The sequence below is a fragment of the Leucobacter komagatae genome (assembly GCF_000834055.1).
In the GTDB taxonomy this organism is placed as follows: Bacteria; Actinomycetota; Actinomycetes; order Actinomycetales; family Microbacteriaceae; genus Leucobacter; species Leucobacter komagatae_A.
Genome location: NZ_JXSQ01000005.1, coordinates 107,805 through 128,428, shown reverse-complemented (window position 1 = coordinate 128,428; position 20,624 = coordinate 107,805). Strand labels below are relative to the sequence as shown.

The 20,624-nt window shown below is 59.0% G+C and carries 12 protein-coding genes; 5 read left to right on the top strand and 7 right to left on the bottom strand.

The genetic code is table 11. The features are described 5' to 3' along the window. The first annotated feature begins 113 nt into the window (after positions 1–113). A complete protein-coding gene (locus tag SD72_RS05845; RefSeq protein ID WP_042543497.1) occupies positions 114–575 on the top strand; it encodes a peroxiredoxin in 462 nt (153 codons plus the stop codon). A gap of 177 nt (positions 576–752) precedes the next feature. Here SD72_RS05845 and SD72_RS05840 read toward each other — a convergent pair whose 3' ends face one another. From SD72_RS05840 to SD72_RS05825, 4 genes are all read right to left on the bottom strand, one after another. Next, complete coding sequence (locus SD72_RS05840) at positions 753–2,693, bottom strand: BCCT family transporter (RefSeq protein WP_084766805.1); 1,941 nt, start codon at positions 2,691–2,693, stop codon at positions 753–755. 220 nt (positions 2,694–2,913) lie between these two features. Then, positions 2,914–3,177 (bottom strand): hypothetical protein, encoded by a 264-nt coding sequence (locus tag SD72_RS05835; RefSeq protein ID WP_042543496.1) that lies wholly within the window; start codon positions 3,175–3,177, stop codon positions 2,914–2,916. Positions 3,178–3,914: 737 nt separating this feature from the next. Beyond that, positions 3,915–4,487 carry a chloramphenicol phosphotransferase CPT family protein gene (locus SD72_RS05830; RefSeq protein ID WP_232299655.1) on the bottom strand — a complete coding sequence of 191 codons (573 nt, stop codon included), beginning with the start codon at positions 4,485–4,487 and terminating at the stop codon, positions 3,915–3,917. A 951-nt stretch (positions 4,488–5,438) separates the two neighbouring features. Beyond that, positions 5,439–9,098, bottom strand: coding sequence for a hypothetical protein (locus tag SD72_RS05825; RefSeq protein WP_157000478.1), 3,660 nt, complete (start codon positions 9,096–9,098; stop codon positions 5,439–5,441). Positions 9,099–9,717: 619 nt separating this feature from the next. Between SD72_RS05825 and SD72_RS18175 the strand changes: the two genes are divergently transcribed. The 4 genes from SD72_RS18175 to SD72_RS05810 all read left to right on the top strand — a co-directional run bounded on the left by SD72_RS18175 (position 9,718) and on the right by SD72_RS05810 (position 15,046). Further along, positions 9,718–10,059: a helix-turn-helix domain-containing protein gene (locus SD72_RS18175; RefSeq protein WP_232299654.1), complete on the top strand. Its 342-nt coding sequence runs from the start codon at positions 9,718–9,720 to the stop codon at positions 10,057–10,059. Between the two features lie 234 nt (positions 10,060–10,293). After that, positions 10,294–10,872, top strand: a complete 579-nt coding sequence (locus tag SD72_RS05820; RefSeq protein ID WP_157000477.1) for a hypothetical protein — start codon at positions 10,294–10,296, stop codon at positions 10,870–10,872. Beyond that, positions 10,869–12,947: a hypothetical protein gene (locus tag SD72_RS05815; RefSeq protein WP_042543494.1), complete on the top strand. Its 2,079-nt coding sequence runs from the start codon at positions 10,869–10,871 to the stop codon at positions 12,945–12,947. The genes SD72_RS05820 and SD72_RS05815 overlap by 4 nt, the downstream gene beginning before the upstream one ends. A 59-nt stretch (positions 12,948–13,006) precedes the next feature. After that, on the top strand, positions 13,007–15,046 hold the full coding sequence (locus tag SD72_RS05810; RefSeq protein WP_042543493.1) for a hypothetical protein: 2,040 nt from the start codon (positions 13,007–13,009) through the stop codon (positions 15,044–15,046). Here the strand turns inward: SD72_RS05810 and SD72_RS05805 are convergent. The 3 genes from SD72_RS05805 to mobF all read right to left on the bottom strand — a co-directional run bounded on the left by SD72_RS05805 (position 15,043) and on the right by mobF (position 20,306). Continuing rightward, complete coding sequence (locus tag SD72_RS05805) at positions 15,043–15,402, bottom strand: hypothetical protein (protein ID WP_042543492.1); 360 nt, start codon at positions 15,400–15,402, stop codon at positions 15,043–15,045. The two genes, SD72_RS05810 and SD72_RS05805, sit on opposite strands and share 4 nt — an antisense overlap. A gap of 166 nt (positions 15,403–15,568) precedes the next feature. Further along, positions 15,569–16,699, bottom strand: coding sequence for a hypothetical protein (locus SD72_RS05800; RefSeq protein WP_157000476.1), 1,131 nt, complete (start codon positions 16,697–16,699; stop codon positions 15,569–15,571). Positions 16,700–16,757: 58 nt separating this feature from the next. Then, positions 16,758–20,306, bottom strand: coding sequence for a MobF family relaxase (mobF, locus tag SD72_RS05795; protein WP_084766803.1), 3,549 nt, complete (start codon positions 20,304–20,306; stop codon positions 16,758–16,760). Positions 20,307–20,624 lie beyond the last annotated feature (318 nt).

Genomic DNA, 20,624 nt, shown 5'->3' with positions numbered 1-20,624 from the left:
CGAATCCGGGCGGTGTCTGTGTCATTCTCAAACAATATTCAGCTGAATTCACGGCTATTCTTGGGGCGTAGCGATTCGCAAAGCGGCGTGAGAACGCCCGAAAGGTTGATGACATGGTTCTAGAGGTGGGTGCGGTTGCACCAGATTTCACGCTTTCCGATCAGCACGGCGAGGAGCTCACGCTGAGTGAGCTGGTCGCAGAGGGCCCGGTTGCGCTCGTGTTCTTCCCGCTCGCGTTCTCGGGTATCTGCACCGGTGAGCTGTGTGAGCTGCGCGACAACATCCAGATCTTTGAGGACAGCAAGGTTCGCCTGCTCGGAATCTCCGTGGATTCCGTGTGGTCGCTCAAGGCGTGGGCTGCCGCAGAGGGCTACGAGTTCTCGATCCTCTCTGACTTCTGGCCGCACGGCGCAGTTGCGAAGGAATACGGCGTGTTCGTCGAGGAGGCTGGCATCGCGACACGCGCGACGCTCGTCATCGGTGAGGGCCGTCAGGTGCTCGCATCGTTCGAGACCGCCCCGGGCGAGGCGCGCGACTTCGGAGCCTACCGCGACGCGATCGCGGCAATCGCCTAGCGCGTTCCGGTAAGCACGACTGATCTTTCAGCACGACGGGTTTTTCAGTACGACTGATCGTTGAGCAAGACTGATCGTTGAGCAAGACTGGTCGTTCAGCAAGACAGCGGCCCGGTACGAGCGTAATGCTCGTACCGGGCCGCTGTCGTTGGCGGGGAATCTGGCAGCGCCGCGGCGCTACTTCTTGTGCTGCGGCTTCGTAGCGCCGCGCTCGCCCGGCTTGCCTGCCGCGCGCCCGGCGAAGACGCCGCGTGTGCGAGACAGACGGTAGTCGATGCGGTCGTTCACGTAGCTTTCCATTTCCGCATTATCTGCGAGCGACTCGGACCACTGGCTCGTCATGTGTTCCGTGAGGCGCTCGAGGCGCTGGTTGCGCTCGGCACGTTCGAGCACCTTGTCGTCGATCCGGAGCGCCTTGAGGATCGCGACGGCCATGAGGAGCAGGATCACGCTGAACGGCAGCGCGGTGGCGAGCGCCGCGGCCTGCAGCGATTGCAGTCCGCCGGCGAGGAGCAGCGCGATTGCGACGAGACCTGTGATGACGGCCCAGAGGACGCGTGACCAGGTTGGCGGGTTCGGGTGGCCGCCGGATGCGAGCATGTCGACAACGAGCGAGCCGGAGTCGGAGGACGTGATGAAGAAGATCGCGACGAGGATGATGCCAACGACCGAGAAGATCGTGCCGAAGGGGAGATCCCCAAGGATTTTGAAGAGCACGCTGTCGATGTTCACCGCCCCGTCCTCGACGAGATCGCCGGCGCCGAACAGCTGCCTGAAGAGCCCGCTCCCACCGAGCACGGAGAACCAGACCATGCCGACGAGGGTCGGCACGAGCATGACGCCAGCGATGAACTCGCGAATCGTGCGGCCGCGTGAGATTCGGGCGATGAAGATGCCGACGAACGGCGACCACGAGATCCACCATCCCCAGTAGAAGATCGTCCAGTTCGAGAACCAGCTGTCGGCCTCGCCCCGCTGGAACGCACCGACGTCGAACGTCATCCCCATGAAGTTGGCGAGGTAGAAGCCGAGTGACTCGGTGAAGTTCTGGAGCAGGAACAGTGTCGGCCCGAGCAGCAGCATGCTGATGAGCAGCGCGCCAGCGAGCGACAGGTTGATGTTCGAGAGCCACTTCATGCCGGCGCCGATGCCACTCACGACCGAGAGCATCGCGATGAGCGTCACGGCGATGATGAGGATCACGAGGAGCGTGTTGTCTGCGCGATCGACGATCCCGATCTCGACCATGCCAGCCGAGATCTGCTGCACGCCGAGGCCAAGCGAGGTTGCGACGCCGAAGACGGTGCCGAGGATCGCGAGCACGTCGATGATGTCGCCCGTCCAGCCCTTCACGCGCTCACCGAAGAGCGGCTCGAGCGCCCAGCGGATCGAGACGGGGCGACCGCGGCGGTGGATCGCGTACGCGATCGAGAGGCCGATGATCGCGTAGATCGCCCAGGGATGAATGCCCCAGTGCACGAAGGTCTGTGCCATCGCGAGCCCGGCGATCTCACTCTGGTCGCCTTCCCAGCCTGGCTTCGGGTCGACGGTCGCGTAGGTGAGCGGCTCACCAACGCCGTAGAACACGAGGCCGATGCCCATGCCTGCCGCGAAGAGCATCGAGAACCAGGAGAGGAGCCCGAACTCGGGGGTGTCGTCGTCGAGGCCGAGCCGGATGCGGCCGAGCCGCGAGAAGCCGATGAACGCGGCGACGCCGATGAACGCAGCAACGACGAGCATGTAGTACCAGCCGAGGTTCTCGACGATCCACCCCTGCACGCTGCTGAACGTTTGCTCGGCAGAATCTGGCGCGGCAACAGCGTAGCCAACGAGGGTGAGGATGATGATGAGTGCAGGCCAGAAGACGCGGGGCGAGATCATGCCGCGGCCGATCCGCACGCCGTGGGTGCGGAGCTTCGCGGTGATCCGCTCGTCGCTGTCGTCGTCCGAGATTTGTACGGCCTCGTGGAGGTGCACGGTCTCAGGCAGATCTAGTTCCCCTGGTTCGAGCAGGAGTGATGCCGTATTCGGTAGGGGCTCCGCAGAGAGCGCCGCCTCGGGTTCGCTGGCGTGACTTGCGCCGTCGGATTCTGGGGTGGTGTGCTCTGGTGAGCTCACTGGATCATCTCCGTCGTGGGTGTCGCGTCGCGTCGCAAGGGATGGCTAGTCCCATGCTGTGCAACTGGTATGAGAGCTAAAGCCGTTCTATTGAGCTATGCAAGGGACTATCTTTGCACAGGGACGCGCCCAGGTGAAGTCAGAACTTCATACGCGGGGGCACTCGTGCGGCGATAAGAGAGGCGCTACTGGCGATGATGAAGCCGGATCGGGCGACTGGCTAGCCCTCATCCTTTGGGGCGCGCCTGGCCTGCGCCTCACGCTTTCGCGAACGCCGCATGCGTCGAATGGCCGGCCACCCGAGTGCAACGCCCAAGGCGATAGTGAGTAGCGCGGAGGAGACGCCGAGGGCTGTCGCTTCGCCCAGCAGGAGTCGCGCGACGAGCAGCACAACGCCGCCGCCAGCCATGATGCCCGCGGCGACAAGATTGCCCTCGGCGGGGAGCCTGCCCCGGCCCTGCGGCGCGCGCTCAGGCTCGTTCATTCCGTGCTCACAGGAGCCGCGCTACCGGCTGGATACAAGCGGCCCGTGCGGGCTCGCGGAGCCGGACTGCTGGAGAAGTGGTCCGTGCGCTCATGCCAGAGACTCTACCCCCGGGTGGTGCGGGGTTTCAATGCCCGGGTGCCTGAGTTTCTCGCTCGCGCACTGCGCGGCCGGCGGCGGTATCTCTTGAAATCGCACGAACGAGGCCGAATACCCCGGATCGCGTCCTTAAGAACGCAGATTTCCTATCTTGTGCCGCAGGCTGCAGGCTGCAGGCTGCCGACTGCGTGGCTGCACGCCGGGGCTGCGGGCTGCCGCCGGCTGAGTTGCTCCCGTCGGTGACGCCTTCAGATTCGGGGGTGGTGTGCTCAGTTGATCACACGAAATCACCTCCGTCGGGGTGTCGCGGCGCGTTGCAGGGGAAGCCGCTCCCAAGCTGTGCAACTGGCATGAGACTTCGAGCCGCTCGCAAGGGCGATGCAAGGCACAATCTTTGCGCAGTGACTCACCGGACGCCACACCGGAGGGCGCGGGAGGCTGTCCTGGGAGCTGCTGGCGCGGTGGGTGCGGAGGTGCTTGCGCGTTGGGTGCGGGGTGCAGCAGCGGTGGGCGCGGAGGCGATTGCCGAGCCAGGCTGCGCCCGCCCGTCCGCCCGTGCGCCGGGATTATCTCCGGGATCTGCAGAAGACCCGCGGAACAGCCGGTCGTGCGCGATGAGAACTGCAGATTCCGTATGTTCAGCTGGCTCGCGCAGCACCGACCGCACTGTGTCGCAGGATCTCGCGCGCGCACTCCTCAGCCGTGTTGGCACCGGTGTCTACCTCAACGTCGTAGGTGACACCGCTGTGGACCTTCAGCGCTTGCTGTTGCGCCATGCCAGCTACGCGGTCGCCCCGCCGGGCTTCGCGTGCCATTGCGATGTCTGGCGCGCAGTGCACCCCTACCCAGAGAATCGAGGCGGCTCCAAGCTGCGATCGCAGCCGTTCCTGCGCGGGCTTCCCGTCGAGAAAAACCTCGTCGAGGATGAGCGGCGCCCCGGCATCAACCATTGCGCGAAGCCCGGCGTACCAGGCACGCTCAAGACTCCGGAACTCGGATGTCAATGTGATCTCACCGTCGCCCGCAACGGCGATTCCGGAGCGGGAGCTGTCACCCCGCCCCGGAAGTGCTTCGATGAAGGAGTCGACACCGAATGCGAGCCAGGTGTCTGGGAGCAGCTCCTGGAGTGCGCGTGCTATCGAGGACTTACCCGCGCTGGATCCACCATTCAAGACGATCACCATCGCGTTCACGTCGGAGGAGGTAGCCATGCTCCGAGCGTACCCGGAACCCAGCTGGTCCGTGTGTGGGCGCCGTGAAGCCTGCATCCGCGGTACATCTGAGATCTGCAGTGTGTACTGCGTACACCGAAGATGCTGCAGTAACTATTGTCGATCCCAGAGATACTGCAGGGTTGTCGACCCCAGAGATGCTGCACCGCCGTGAAGTGGGAGGTGGCTCAGGGATGGGGTAGGGCGGGGTCACGAGGTGGCTCGGGGAGGGGGTAGCGCTGGATGGCGGGGCTGCCCGGTCGGAGCGTGCAAGGAGTGAGACCGGGGCCACATGGCTTGGCCCCCGGGAGAACGAGAAACGGGAGCCGTGGACAGTGTCCGTGGCTCCCGTTCTGTTCAGGTGGTGGGCCTTCGTAGGTACTTCTCAAACCCCAGCAATCAGCGCAGAACGTTGATTTCCCGTGTTATCAAGGGAACAAGGTCGAGGCAAGCACGTACTGGAACCCGTCGAACGACAGATTCTCGTGGTCCGGTCCGAGAAAATTCGAGTCAGTCTCAAACCCGTTTGAGTGCCTCGAATCGTGAAGAACTGCTCGTTGGATACGCCAACGGTGTGCCACTGCAGGAGCTGGCAGCGAAGTTCAAGATACATCGCTCCACGGTGCGGGCAATCGCCCGTCGAGCGGGCCATCCCGGACGCGATCCGGAGCATTCGGAAGAATTGAGATCCGAGGCTGCGCGTCTCTATGCCGAAGGCCTTACACTCGTCCAAGTGGCTGGCCAGTTAGGGATCAGTGATGAGGCTGTTCGTTCTGCTGTCGTGGCTAACGGTGGAACTATCCGCCCAAAAGGACGCCATCCAATCAACCTGTGAACCAAGCTCTTTAAATTTGTCTCGCATTAGCGAATGTCCAAGTGCAATCTCTTGTGTTGCACCAATAAACTGGCGCTAGTCCCCACACTTCCCTTTTCTTGACAAAGGCGAAGTAACTAGCTCAAATCGAAGATTTGTGGAGCTGCATCTCTATCAATGTCCCATTCCAACGCCATAAGTCGCGCTATAGACATAGAAATCGTCATCTCAGTTTGATGACCTTGTGTCACCATCTGCATAAACTGACTCGCGATGCCTCCGCCGACAGATTCACCGACCTCCTCGCTCTGTAATTGCGACTCTAAATCTTCAAGAAACAAAGATACCTGCGCGATTATCGAGTCCGATGGCATCTGATCAATGAATCTCTTTGATCGAACGAATCCCTGCCTGGCATCTTCCGCCACCTTCGCGACAGCGCCGTGTGTTCGCTGTGAGTCAGAAAGCACCAGGACCCCTGACGCGATTTGCACCGAAGCGACCGTCTCATCGAGCGCCATTGTCAATGGAGTCTTATGCGGTTGCGCCAGTGGAGTAGTCCATGCCCCCAATGTCCCAGCAGGCAGGAGCGTTGAGTTCAAAGTCATCGCGAGTGATTCGACAGGTCTCCCGTTACGGAGCGGAACGAGGAGGAACTTCTCTCCGGGTAGCCCCGATGCCTGGAGAGCTGCGCCAATCCCTTCGACGGCTTGACTCCAATCGATAAGCGATGGAACGTCGAGAGTGATCAACCGCTCGGGGACAAGTTGATAGTGGTCATCCTTGGACATGTAGGCTCGGAATCGCCACCCGATAGTCTTACCAACCTGCTCCAGTTCAGACTTCCTAGCTTGCAATCGTCGTCGTGCGCGGGTCCGGGCTGCATCGGCAGCTCTGCCAAGCGCGCCCTCGTGTCGTCCAGCACGTGCCGCGCGCACGAACGCTTGGTTCGCGGATGAGTCCGCGGCAAGTTCTGCAACGACAGCGAGGAGACGTTGTAGGTCAGTTTCTAGTGCCGCAAGACTGTCGGGAAACTTGTCATAGCCGAGCAGGTGCCAAGGTTCTTGTTGCGCCCGATAGAGCGATTTCGCAATCACCTGATCACTGAGGTGCGCTGCGAGCGCCGCAGGGTTATCTAGGTTCGTGAGCCGCGGGAACACGTTACTCGTAAGGTCAGTAACTATGCCCGAGAGTGGATCTGCGAGCATTGACCCAGACTCTTGTTCCCCTTTGATATCGAGAGTCCGAGAACGTCCGTTGAGGCTCGGTCCAATCTGGTTGGCTCCATCGCCGAGTGTATTTATCTCATCCGCAAGCTGATTGGTGTCCACGTATCGGACATCTGCCGCTGTGAATGCATTTCCCACTACGCGCGTGAGTCGAGATGCAGCTTCAAGCAGAGGAAGCGCGGCAGCCAGACGTTCTGTATCGGTAGCCCCAAGGACAGCCTTGGTTACTTGCATGCGTTCCTGGTTCCAGGTCACCTTTAGTTCAGAGTGGTCATACTCGCGACGGAGATTAGTGGCACCAAGTTGATGCTCTCCGATCTGGTAATCGTGTCCTCCCGGGAGCACCAGTTTCACATCAACATGCGTGGTTCTGGGAAAGCAGCGCAGAAGAAGGCGTCCTAGCGCAATGACTCGGTCGTGAGGATCGCCGTGGACTGCATCGGAGATGTGAAGAACACGAGCAAAGGCGACCGCCTCGTCGCCAGATCCATCAATCCGGAGATCGATAATCCAGGGGTCGGCACTTCTGACTTTCGCGATTATTGCGGGCTCTCCGTCGCACGACTCAACGAGTGTCTGGGCAAGTTTCGAGTCGAGCGAGTTCGCAGTAGCTAGTATGTTTGCGATTTGCGTTATCGAAGCTCGTTGCATCGCCTCGATAAGTGGGCTGGAAGGTGTGAGCGCAGAACGGAATTCGGTTACAACATCGATCTCGCTTCCCTGGAACTCGAACAACAATTCGTTCGCTAGATCGACGTCGTCCGCTCTGACAAGTACCTCGGCGAGTCGCTGACTACCGATCGCGTGGATCAGCGCTGATCCACGCGAAGACTCGGGCGCAGCCACCATGTCTGAAACAGCTTGGTTGAACTCCTCCGGAAAGAAGTCCGGAAGGACTGTGCCTGTGATCGCGCACAGTTGAGCAACAGGCTGATTTGCAGGCGGGATTCCATGTCGTTCAGCAATGTCTACCCAGTTGACTGCCCGCTCATAGAAGTCGAAAATACGAAGCCCCCGAAGATACGCCGTCAGCTTGACAGCATCGTTATATTCACGTTCCGCTACGTGGTGGATCAGCTGGCCTATCTGAGGCTCATCTCGGAGGACGTTAGGGATGAATCGCCGGATCTGATCGGGTGCGAGCGCGGAGAGCAACCGACTGATCGTGTGGTCAAGGGTGGGCGGCGGTAGGTCATGGATAACGTTTGAGATAGCAGCTGATCGCAGTTGGTGCACTCCAGAGATTGTTCCGTTGCGTTCGACTAGAAGATGTTCCTCCGCCAAGCGCGCAAGCGGTTCTTTGAGTTCAAACTGCGATACACCGCAGGCTTCCGCCGCCTTGTCAACTGGCAGGGTGGCGGACCATCGATCGGCCGTTGCAGAAAGACTCAACAGTTCTAGTTCGATAGTCCGTCGCTCGGAGACACGGCGACGCACTTGATCACCGATCACAGCGCTGAGGCGCTCTCCGCGAGTGAGCAAGTGGGTGAACTCAAGAGTGAGCCCTTCAGCTTGTTCGAATGCCTCTCTCCAGTGTGGAGAATCGGTAGCATTTCGGTCACGGAGGCCACTGAAGATCGCCTCCGCACCAGATTCATCCAAGGACACAGTGATGGTAGTGTTCCCCGACAAATCACCGAGTGACAGGAGATCTTCGTGCCGGGCGGTCGAGATGATGAAGAGCCCAGGTGTCGCGGCTGCTTCTTCGCGGAGCTGTGACCATCCACTGAACTGCCCCTTACCAGCGTCATCGATGAGGAGGCCAATCGGACTACTATCAGAAACCCTATGAGATCGGCAGAGTCGTAACACCTCTGCGACGTCAGCAGGAGATAACCGATTCACACGGAACCACAAGACCCCGGGAAGAGCATGCGGAACCGACCAGAGAAGAGCGCTCTTCCCCACACCAGATGGTCCGGTCAAGATAACGGATGATGTCTCCTGTATTCCTGTTACAGCCTCACCAATCAGGTCTGCCCGAGGCACAACCAATCCTGCGGAGACGTGCCCTGGTTGCGTCGCAACACCCTCGTAGAAGTGATCATCGTGGAGCGCCTCGCTGAGGACCAACGGTGAACAGATACCAAGGGTAATAGCCGCTTCGAGCGCATCGAGATCAACTTGCTCAATGAAGTGCTGGCAACGCTGAGCTAACCCGCTGCGATCAAGCAAATACCTGTCCGCATAGTTGACGGCTTGCGCGTTCAGATTTGCAGTCTCAGCGACGACCACCCGAAGCTCACGTCCGAGATAGTTGAGGGCCGCCGGGCTCAACTTTTCGAAAGCCTTTCCAAGCAAAAATCTGTTGCTCTCATCTATGGATACCCAGGAGACCCCGTAAACGGACGTTTGATCCAGTAGTTCCTGTAGGTCAGTTTCGCTCAGACCTCGCTTTTCCATTACGGTCGTGATTCTTGCCCGTAGCGTCGAGTCTTGGTCAAGCGATTTATCGAGTGGAGTATCGAACTCTCCGAGTGAAGTTTCACCCTTGACACCCCGCTCCAACACGACCGTGAGGGTGTCTGATTTAATGTCTCGATCGCGGTGTCGAATCCAGGCGTCCACGATGTGATTGCTTGCAATTCCCACAGGAAACGCGCCGAGATGTTCAGCTCTCGATTTGACTTGAACATGACGAGAAGTCTCTGACTCGATACTTACGTCCTCCAGCCCTTCCGGAACGAGTGCATGAGCATGCAGATCGCCCGCAATTAGCCGTGCGGCAAGCCAGGCCGCAACTGTATGCTGAAAGTCGAAGCCCCTACTAGCCCAGCCGCCGCTTCTCGTACCGCTCCACTCATCTATGAGGCGCGCAGACGTGTCCTTCTCGATTGGCGCATCAAAAGTTGCCAGAGATGCGTCGGGGTTTGAGCGACGCTGTTGGCGCTTTTTTCACACGCTTTGACTTCTTTTTTCTGAGCCATATGAGAATTATCCCAGAGAGCTCAGACAAGTGAGCGAACCTCGCAGCAGCCCTGCTCGGGTGTCAGGGGACCATTTACAAACCATCGCAACTTGACAAAAGGTTTGAACTACACCATTTAGGTTGCTCGAAGTGGGCCTCCATAGGTACTTCTCAAACCCTAACAAGCCGCGAAGAACGTTGATTTCGCGTGTAATCAATGGATCTACGATACGACGGTCCCGTTCCGGAACCCGTCCCGTGGCCGATTCCCGTGGTCCAATGCGTAAAAGTTCGAGCCAGTCTCAAACCCGTTTGAGTGCCTCGAATCGGAAAGATCTGCTCGCCGGATACGCCGAGGGGGTGCCGGTCCAAGAACTGGCAAGAAGGTTCAACGTCCATCGCGCAACGGTGCGAGAGATTGCTCGGCGAGCTGGCCATGCGAGTCGGAAACCGGAGTTGTCGGACGACAAGCGGGCCGAAGCCGCCCGCCTCTATAAAGACGGCCTCACTCTTGCCCAGGTCGGCGAGTATCTCGGAATTAGTGATGAGGGAGTCCGGGCAGCTGTGGTCGCTCGCGGTGGAACAATCCGGCCTCGGGGCCGTCGCCGTGTTGTCGCCTGATCTCGGGCCCGAATACTTTGCTTGACCCACCACGCATGCTAACGTCCCGCTCCTGGATCGTTCCTTCTCTATACTGGTTGTGTTGGTAGCCCCCGGCTACGAGGCTCTAGAGAGGGGCGCTGTCCAATGACTGACCGGCCACCATTGACGGTTGCTGAGTCCCACCGGCCTGAAGCTACGAAGGTCCAGCACGCCGTGCGTGTCTTGGTTCTACTCAAAACGTGTGGGGACCCGGTGGCCGACGCAGACCCAGACGGCTTTGTTCAAGTTATCCGAAGTGAACTGCGTTTACAGGCTCTCGACTTCTGGCTGAGGAACCCTGATTATCTGGCTGATCAACTCCTCGACAAGGTTGCGATCGGTGAGTTAGATGCAGCCAGTTACTTGCCATTAGCTCAAGATCTGCTTGACGGATCGGAGCCGAACCTGCACTGGTATCCGATGCCAAAGTGGCTACGAGGTGCCTACGAGGCACTCGATGACGCGTTCTCAATTCTGCAGTCGTACGGGCTTGCCGAAGTACGTCGTAAAGGCAATCCTCCGCTTCGGTACCGTAATGAGTTTTTTCTGAAACCAGCAGGTGTCATCGCGGCTGCCGAACTGGCCAAAGACCCTGTTCTGTCCTGGTACGTGAGGCAAGCCGAGCTTGTCAATTTAGTAGCCGGCTCAGATAAGGGTGGCCGCCTTAAAGAGCGACAGTATCAGCAGGCGGAGTATGCAGAGACGCAGTTGGGGCTGCAGATCGCGTCAATCGCACCAATGGTTCGAGAACGATTGGCTACACAAATTCAGGAAAGAGGAGTGAGTAGATGACACTGCTCGGTGCGGAGGTCCACGCAAAGCTCGCAAAGACATGGGATGGCCTCGAACTCAGTTGCGTCGAGCAGATCTTGGCTGATTCAGGCATCGTCGATCGGTCGAACTCGGGTGTACCCGTGCAACTGCACATCACTCGCGTGGCGTTCTCCGGCGAGAAGTCACTTGTAATGAATGACGGTGGGGATGCTGTTTCGCCGTCTGACGACAGTGGGGATCAACCTCGGGTTAGTGTCCCGTTCAAGTTCGACTGGAGTCCAGCAGCTGGTGTCAATGGTGTCGGCAGCGAGAAAAATCTTCGTGGAAAATCTTCAGTGCTGAAAGTAATTTCCTGGGCACTTGTGGGACGTTCTCCGTTGCGAGCCGATGTCGAGCTGTGGATCAGCAGGGTGACTGTTGAATTCACGATCGATGGGACGATGTTTGCGGTCCGGTTCAATACGATTAACGGCACACCCAACGGCAATTTAGTGCAATGTTTGCCATCAGGAAGGGGCGAAGACATCCAGCTCGGTTCTTTCACGAGTGCGGACGCTTTCGAGGCCCTGATGAACTCGTTCATGCTTGAGCGTTTACGACTCGAAGACCTGAGCGTGTGGGCGAAGGACAAGATGCAACCCCATGCCTGGCCTTCATATGCGGGGGCGCTCAACTTTTTCGCCGACCAGCTTGACCCGCTGATCGGCAACGTCCAGAGCTTGTCAACCAGGCTCTTGCAGATGTTCGCAGGTACGTCGTGGGCACCGACGGTAGGGCAGGTTAATGCTGCGCTGGGCCGGTATGAATATGAGAGCAAACTGGCGGCGGAAAAGGACATGGCCGGGAGTGAATTCGCTGAGACACAGCGCGCAGACGCTGAGACTCGGGTTGAACGAGCACAGTCAACATTGGATGCTTTGCCGACGAGCGGCCCCGATGTCGCAAGTGTTTTTGCATTGTTGAGCCATGCCAATGACTCGGCACGAGCAGCTCACACTCTGCGATTGCAGCTTATGACCGCTCGTGGTGCTCTCGATGATGCGCGCGCTAGTGTGCGGGCTGAGCTTGCTCGCAGACAAGCGGCGACAGAAGACAAGTTGGCACGCAAGTTCTTCAATAGTATGCATCCGACAGAATGTCCTCGATGTTCATCCAAAGTGACCGATGAGCATCGCGAAGCTGAACACGCTGAGCATGAGTGCTCGCTATGCCACGCTGGGCTTGACCTTGCCGCGTTCGACGAGCAAGTCTTGGTTTCGACTGATGTCTCTAGCGACGAGCGTGCACGTCTTCGCCACGCCGCCACAAAGGCGGCACACCTAAACGATGATGATGACGATGACTCAGACGTTGTTGATGTACTCGTTGCGCTTGAGCAAGTTGCCGACGCCGCTAGCCAATCCGTCGAGGCGATCGAGGCAGACTTGGTCGTCGCAGAGACTGATGAGCGGGCTACCGCTACTTCGGCGACTGATGCCGAGGAGGGGCTGGCTGCGGCGAAGGAGCGCCAACAAGCTGAGATTGAACTGGCACGCGCACAGGGTGCCCTAGAGTCCCTGATACTTCCGCCTCGCGATGACGAGCAAGACCGTGAAGACGAATTGACCGGCACTGTCCTGAAGACAGCCAAGTCCATTGTTGACAAGTGGCTGAAAACGGATCAGGACCCCATCTTGGGATTAATTTCTGAGGAAATCGCCCAGCTGGCGCATCAGTTCGGTATCGGCAACTTGGAGCGGGTTTCTCTCAAGGGAAACGCAAACATGACTGTGTGGACTGGAGGGGTAGACGAGGGGTACGCGTCCATAAGCGGTGGTGAGCGTATCCGTTTGAAGATCGCAACCGCCATCGCGCTGATGCGTGTCGGCAAGCGCGAGGGCGTCGGACGCCATCCGGGACTCTTGTTCATTGACTCTCCCGCCTCAGAGGAGATCGGCGAGTCTGACTTGTCTGAGATGCTGGGGGCTTTAAAGGACGTTGCCGTTGAGGCGGGCGTACAACTATTCGTAGCGACTGCCCACACAGCCCTACTCAAGAAGGTTCTGAGTGATGAGAGCGTGCGGGCCGCTGATGGTGACGGCTATGTCTGGTGACTGTCCATTACGCTTTGGCCGCGGACCATCATCGTCGATTACTGAGACGCGATGAGTCGATGAACATGGGCATCCAGGACACCATGGGGCTTCTACGTTCGTCCCTAACCGGTCAAGAGCCGCCGACCTCTATCGTTGCGGATGTTGGCGGCTGGGATGCCTTCGCTGAAGCAGTCACTGCGCTCACTGACGACCCGATGCTACATATAGTCACCAACATCGTGTGCCGCGATCTAGACCCTACAAACCCTGTTTGCATCGCAACGACTCACAACCTCGTGGACGTCGTCGCCAAGACCAGCGATCCGATGACATTCGCGTCAGTCGTGGAGATCATGTGCAGCTCGCCGATATTCCTCGGCGTCGCAGGCCGCAGGCTTGCGGAAGTTTGTCTCTCGCTCGCCGGCCCTCCGGACAGCCACAACAATTGCGACAAGTTTGGAGATGTGGTTCGTGCTGGCGAGGCTCTCGAAGTATTAACACGTCTTGCTCTCGACGGGTACGGCTCGCGGTTCAAGGTTCTAGCTCTACTCAGCGACATCAAAAGTCCTCAGCCTGCCCGTTATGCACGAGCCGTTCTGCGAAGCATCGCCGCTGCCTACGACCACTGGGACGGAGTTGATGACCTGGTTGCAGTGATAGAGGTCGTTGCTGAGGTCGACAGCATTGTCGTTGATGATGTCGAGTGGACAGCTGCGAACATCGAGGTCTTGCGGGCGCTCCGGTCGAGCACAGCAGTTGTTGCCCTCGGACACTTCAGTGCAGCACGTGGACGGCTGGAAGGGATTGAGGAGGTCCGCGAAGACGCCACTATCCTCAACCGTGTGCTTGGCTACCTCGAACAACTGATGGCGGCCGCGGCAATGGGAGAAGTCCCTTCGGTGCAATCGCTAGCGTTCGACACAGATACGCTGACGGTTCTTCAACGCGACGCTGAGAGGTTTACTGTCACTTCGTCCGGCCTCGGTCATTGGATGGGGAACCGCAAGCGAGTTGTTGTCGCCAGCTGGGTTCGTCTCGCCGAGGAGCTTTCGTGGCTGGGTGACCAGATGAATCGCGACGTGTTCTACGAGGTCGCTACGGTTGTTGACCGAATAGCAGCTATCTACGATGCTTCACATTCATACGATGTCACCGTCCACCAGGACGGTATCGGACTCATCCGCGAGGTCCTCCGTCCTGCTATCGAAGGTGGGTTTGTCCAACGTGCGACTTTGATGCTGCACTTGAACGACCACGCCGAGGCGCTAAATCAACAAACAGGCTCTGCTCCTGATGACTCAGATGCGAAACGTCGACTTGAAGGCGTACGGGTCCTACTCCAAGCAGCCCGCGAACGACTTCTTGCCAGCGAGCCGCCGGGAAAAGGCGACGAGCAGGCAGTCATCCCGCCGCTGCTTGCTGATCTGTTCAATGGCACTCCTGAACTTGCCAAAAAAATGGCAGGCATCCTTACGACAGAGGATCTGGCCTCGGTTGCGACCAAGGTTGCGACCTACCACCACATCTCCCGCACAGAACCCGACCTAACTGTCGATTCGGTTGTCACTGATATCGTCACCAAACTGCAGGGCAGCGACGATTTCAAGGGTGATGTAGCTGAGGCCGTTACCCGTATTGTGAGGGCTCTCACGTTGTACGTTGCTTCGATGACTAACGTTCAGAAGTCTGACGAACGGTGGCTGTTCGATGCAGCAGTTCCTGAATCCAAACTGCATAGTCACCTACTCAGCTGGCTTTGGTCTAACCACTTCCGTCAGCGCGCAAAGTCTGAGGTTCAAAGCGTCGCCGGAGGACGCACCGACATTCAGTTCTCGTTCGAGGGCTTTACATTGGTTGCCGAGCTCAAGGTTGATACCACACATGTCGCACTTAAAGAGAAACCGAAGTATATCCGGCAGATCGCGGCATATGGGAACACCGATGTCAAGATCGGATTCCTCGTCGTCCTACGCACCCCCGCCTCCGGTGCAACTAACTTGGACGATCTAGCTAGCAATGTTGTACACACCACGATTGATGGCAAAGGCGGTGCTGGGGACCGTCACGTCATCATGTTTGACATCCCTGGAAACCGCACTCCACCCTCAACTGGCTAATAAAGACTCGACCCGAGAGTGCTCGGCGCACAGTGGTGGTTTGCTCGCCGGGTTCTGAACTCGTGGGCATGAACTTGCACAAGCAGGACGAGGCTAACCGGCCCGATCCATAGCACCTTGAGCAGGTTCCAGATGCTGAGCAGGACGAGGGTATTGAGCCAGCCGGGGCCGCCGTTCTCAATGATCTGGGCGAGGATGGCGGCTGCTAGCCCGTATGGAACAGCGAGCAGCATGGCGGGGATGCCCCATTTGAGGCCGCGCCTTGTGCGAATCGCATCTAGCAGGATATTTGTCGGCATATACCGACGAAAGACGTAGCGGGCACGGGCGCTGCCGACCCATAGTAGGTGGATCATGTTTTTCCTCTCCATCGCACGGATCTGACTGGTAAGACGGTGCGTTGAAGAGTTACCCCGTAAGGCCTGCCACGAATGGCGCGTTAGTGAGGAGAATCCGCCTCGTTCTTAATGATACGACGAAGCACTGGCAGGCGGAAGCCGATAGTGGGCTGGAGGATCAGTGTTAGATGACGAGCTTCGGCTCCCAATTGGGTGACTGCGGGAAATCGTCATCAGAACGCCAGCCGTCATGATCCTCCCAGGGCGGGGCGGTCGGAGCAATAGTGGTATCCCATCGCCAAACATCAGGATGGCGACGTTCTGGGTTGGTGGTGGGGCGGGCTGCGTAGCCGAGTGTCTGGCCTGCAGGGATCGTGTAGTGCCACCAGACGCCGCTATGATCTTGCTCCACCGTGATGGCTTCAGAATCAAGACTATGTTTGTGTGCGATCTCGGTCCGCCGAAAGATAGCGTCAAAACGCCCGGTACGAAGCAGCACGGTGTTCGCGTATGCGATGTCGAAGTCGAAAGCAAAGTTGAGGACTTCGGGGACGTGTCGGTCATCGATCAGCCGTCCCTGATCATCTAGCTCGCTTGAGCCTGCGACAGAGTTCTCGTGTAATCGGCGTAGCCGGGCTCCACTGTCGTCTGCGATACGAGGGAAATACTCCGCGAGTGCTGCGACAAGAACAATCGTCTTGGTTGAATTCACTCGTGTTGCATACCCTAGGTCGCGCCCATGCAATATTCCGTGTCGTGATACTTTCCCGTAGTCGCCGGATTCCTTCACGTCTTCCGAGAACACGCGACGAACCACAGGCAAATTCGTCTCGATCCCGGCCACAGTCTCATCGTCGAGATAGGGATCATTGCTGGCCTTTGAGAAGAAGGACTGTCCTGTAAGATCGCGGCTCATTCCATCGATTTGAGCCAAAATAATCGGGATAGACGCCTCGTATGCGCCCGCTATGTGGTGTTCGATCGCTTTCTCGATTAGAGAGACGCGATCCCACAACACCTGCTTGAAAGGGTAATGAGAGTTCGACCAGCGACGAATCGGTGCAGCCGCATGCCGTAGCCAGGTAACGTTCTCGGTATTCCAGACCTCCGTGATCGCTTCATCGAGTTCGACCGGCGAGGCATTTTGCGCAACCTTGCCTAAGACGCGCAACGTTCCTTCGTAATGCCAGCGACCGCACATCGCCCATCCGAAGGGAGCAAAAACTGCGACTGCTTCAGCGATTTGCGCGACGCTCGGATGTGCGTTCACACCCAAACGTCTCGCTATATCGGCAGCAAGCTCACTCTGTGTCATCCTTGAATCACTTCCTTCCGGTCCACTATCTAAGGATGCCAGAGACAGCCGGGAACATTCAGAAGCTGAGTCCTCGCGTCGTTTGATGAGCATTCGTGCTTTCCTGGAAAAGAGTGGACCCGTAGCGAGTGACCGTTCGGAACGCGCTTAGGGCGCGCGCGTGGTCGATCTTCTGGGCGACGCGCTCCGGTATGGGGCCCAGCGGGTGCGGTCCGCTGATCTGGTAGTGGTCACGGTACGCGGCGACGACTCGTGCTTGCCGCATCCACGCCCTCGCCAATTTCGGTTCCTTGGGCACTGGACCAAGAGATTCGACCCACGCTGCGTTTTCAGTAAGAGCTGAATCGAGTACCGCATCTGCTCGTTTCTCGATCAGGTCGCGTCGTTCATTCAATGCCTGTCGCATGTCTGGGCTCATGGTTCCGCCCGCGCGCGGGATGAGACCTGTGATCAGTCGGGGCTGTTTGCGGACGCGTCCTGACCCTGCTGGGCGCGCGCACGCCTTCGCGAGCCGAGCATGCAGCACGGATGCGATGTCGTCGGCATCCTCAACACTGCGGGCTTGTACGAGGCGTGGCAGGAGCCGGTCAACATCATGATGGTTCGCTTCTGCCCGCCGCAACTCGGCCGACAGCGCACCATACGCGTCAGAGGCGAGCACCTTCTCTGTCTGCTCAGGCGTGAGGCCGCTCGCGTGGAGAAGGGCAGCCCACCGGTCAAGCTGGGCTGCTTGCGCGATCGTCTCGTACTCCGCCGCGAGCTGCGCGATCGACCCCCAATGGTGCTGTTCGGCGGTGATGGCTTCATGTGCGGAGAGTTCAGCGCCAACGTGCTGCATGACTCCGTAGAGCACGGATCGAGCGGTGGCTTCGGTGTTGTCGCCGGGGTGCGGTTCACTGTGAGCGTCATCGGGCTGATCGACTGCGACATAGGCATGGTTGCTGTTTCGGCCACGACTCATGGAAACGTAGAAGTTCTCCCGCGTCGTCGTTGCAGTGACGACGGTGTGCGCGGTGTCGGTCGTGACCCCTTGTGCTCGGTGTGCGGTGACTGCGTAACCGAGATCGACATGCTCCGCCGCATAGGCGGCGGGGAGCACGATCGCGCTGCCGAATGGTCGTCCCGCTGCTCGAACCGTGAGGGAGCCATCATTGCGGACTCGGGTGATCTTCCAGCGCGCACCGTTTCGCACCCACGTGTCCTTGGTACGAAGTCGCCGATCGTTGCGACGTGTGATGATCGTGTCCCCAACCCCCGCCAGCGAACCGTCAGTCAAACGAACTTCGCGATCCGCCTTGAGGGTGCCGTCGAGGATGAGGTCGGCGCGGGCACGGTTGTTCAATGCGGTGACGGTCTCGTTGGTCTCCGCGATCAGCACCGACACCAAGCCAGCGTTCGTGTCTGCACGCCAGGCCGTATAAGCCGCATCTGTCATGGTGTCTTCTTCACCGCCGTGGACGCGGTCGTGGAGGGTGTAGGTGTCGATAATGTCGGTGCGTCCGTGCCGGAGATCAAGGGAAGCGGTCTTTTCCCACTCGTTGGTGAATCGGTGGATATCGACCAGCTCGGGCGAATCGTCGCGGTCACCGACCAGGAGCGAAAATGCGCCACCTGCGTCGACGGATTGCAGTTGCGCATAGTCGCCCACAAGCAGCACCTTCGCCCCTTCCCTCTCAGCAAGTGCCGTGATGCGGTCCAGTGAGTGTGTACCCGCGAGGGAGGCTTCATCAATAATGACCAGCTGACCCGCAGTGAACGTGGTGCCGTGGGCGAGGTAGTTCTGCCACCACTTCGCCGTGTTCTCCGTAGCGATCCCAAGATCGTCAGCGAGCACCTGCGCGGCCACCGCTGACGGTGCGAGCCCGACCACGGAACCGGCGCCATTTTCTTGTTCCCATGCTCGGCGGAGCGCATTCATGGCGGTGGTCTTCCCAGCACCCGCTGCCCCCACAAGCACATCAATGCCTCGTCCAGAGATCGCGATCGTAGCGAGTGCTGCCGCTTGATCCTCGCTCAGCATCCGTCCATCAGCATCGGGGCGTTGCGTGATCTGTTCAACCGTCGCAAGAGCAACAGTTGGTGCAGTAGTAGCTCGGGAGCGTTGCAGGAGCCGGTCTTCGGCTTCAAGCAGTGTTTCGGAGGAATAAACGGTGGAGTGCTTCGGTCGAAACCGACTACTCCCGTCGGCTCGTTGAAACACTACCGGGTTTGAAGCCAGCTCGGGCGGCGTCAGACGGAGCGACGCGTTCTCTGCGGCGTCGACGATTAGCCCGGTGATCGCTTCACGGTCAAGCATCGTGGCAAAGCGCCACCCCATGAGTTGCCGGGATGCTTCGGCGTGCAGGTTCCAGCGCCGCCACGTCGACCGCTTCTCACCCACTACATCCACGACGCTCTGCCCGATCTCGGCAACGACATCAAGAGGCACATCGTCGGCACGAAACAACATTGCGGGCGGGTTCGCAGCAACACGTTGCGCCCAACCGGTTGCGTCTTCGCCGAGCAGACGGGTTGCGCGAGTGCGCCAATCGTCGGTGAGTTCGGCCAGGGATCGCACCCGCTTCGCGGGCCGAGTTGCAAGGGTTGCTTGCGCGCGGAGTTTCAAGATTGTCGCAGTGGACGGCTGCTTGCCGTGCTTCTCGATATAGGCGTCGACGAGCCGGTTCTTTTCCACGTCAATATGACGAGATCGGGTGGAGAACTCCGACACCAATACTTCGGGCACGACGCTGATTGCCCATGCTGGGTTGCGGTCACGACCCATCTCCCGCGATTCCCACTCGACACCGAACGTGCGGGTCATGTGATCGGCAAACACCGCCTCATGCAGCTCCGACAGCGCAACCACTGCCGCGTGCATTGGTCTACCGTCAAGCGAGCGCCATTTCCCGTCCTGTGCCGTCTTGACCTTGTTCGAGATCACCACATGCGTATGCAAATGTGGATCACTGGCACGGGAATCGTAGTGATCAAACGCAGTGGCGATCACCCCTGTGACATCGACTTGAGCAGCGGCACCATCCGGGCCGGTTGCACCCACCCGCGTGGTCGCAACCTCGCGCTCGATGAACGCAACTACCTCCGCGATCGCTGCATGGTGCGCCTGCGCGATCAAGGATTGCGTCCCCGCGTCCGCAACTGCCCACAACACCGACGCGGACTTCGGAACCGAGAACGTGTAGTCAAACCCCGCCACCGCACGGCGCGTGCCGCGCTCGGTTTCTTCGACCTCGATCTGTGCGACCTGCTTCGCACGGGCGGCAGGCGACAACGAAGCATCCAACGCAGCTATTCGTGCGTCGATCCGTTCCGTTACCGGCGCGAATGACTGGTAGGCCCGCCCAAGAGGGCCTCCCGTGATGGGGTCACGTCCCATCCCGACAAGAAGTTGAAGCTGCGCCTCCGATACCTGGTCACTGATGCTAAGTTGCCCGGCACCGATCCCTGTGAGGCCTTGCCCAATCCATCGCCCGGGTGGCGATCCGTGCTCGGCGTAGTAGCGGGTCAACGGTGTGGAAAGCGACCGGTCACCATCACCGGTAGCGACAGTGCGCAGGAGATATTTGTATCCGTCGCCAGCACTCATCACGCGTATCGAAACTGTCATCGCCACTGCCTCCTGAGAGACAGGTAGGCCTTACTAACCGCCTTGCTGTGGCTTCAAAATTCACAGCGCGCATCACGGGACGCGCCTCTTCTGCAAGACGCGTGGTAGCTCATACGGGCGGTCTTAACAGTGAATCGTTCGAGGCTGCGAAGCGCGGTTTCAGGGCACTGCCTTCGCGAGTGGGCGAAGGAGAACGATGAAGGACTGGATGTGTTCGTGGTACACCTGAATGGCGACCATTCCAGCATCAAGCACCGAGTAGCTTCGGACGGAACTCACCGATCTGTCGGAGCCCTAAAAGCACGATTCCACGAGTGG